The 552-nt window shown below is 46.4% G+C and carries 1 protein-coding gene; it reads left to right on the forward strand.

Features of this window, described 5'->3' with window-relative positions:
• Positions 1-68 precede the first annotated feature (68 nt).
• The coding region (locus NZ585_15090; GenBank protein ID MCS7081353.1) for an AI-2E family transporter at positions 69-552 on the forward strand (484 nt) is incomplete at its 3' end.

The raw sequence follows: 552 nt of genomic DNA on the forward strand, positions 1-552 counted from the left end.
GCCGTCGGAGCAAGGTTGAGCGGACAGGCTTCACTGTCCACCCACGTGGCTATAGCTTGCTGTACTTCGTGATTGTGATTATTGTTGCACTATTTATGTTATTTGATGGGGCGAGAATTTGGTGGTTTCTGGTTGGTTTCATCCCTGAACCCTGGCGAAGTCGGTTAACACCGGCAGTACGGAAAAATTTTCTCGGTTTCTTCTGGGGACGTTTCTTGCTCTCTTGCTTTTTTGCAGTATCTATCTTTGTGGTGTTCTGGTTGATGGGTTTGGAACAAGCCCTGTTCCTATCGGTTATCGGGGGGCTGTTCGATTTAATCCCAGGGATTGGTGCAACCATTGGGGTGACATTAGTAGCATTGATTGTTCTTCCCCAAGGACTTACGCTGAGTTTGTTGGTGATTGTCGTCTGTATCATTACGCAGCAAATTGAGGAGAACCTGCTTATGCCAAGGGTGATGAAGGATGCATTAAATATCAATCCAGTTCTCATGTTTTTTGCGCTGTTGCTCGGCGCCCATTTGGCAGGAATTATAGGGGTGTTTTTGTCAA

Origin of the sequence: Chloracidobacterium sp., assembly GCA_025057975.1 — a bacterium.
GTDB lineage: Bacteria > Acidobacteriota > Blastocatellia > Chloracidobacteriales > Chloracidobacteriaceae > Chloracidobacterium.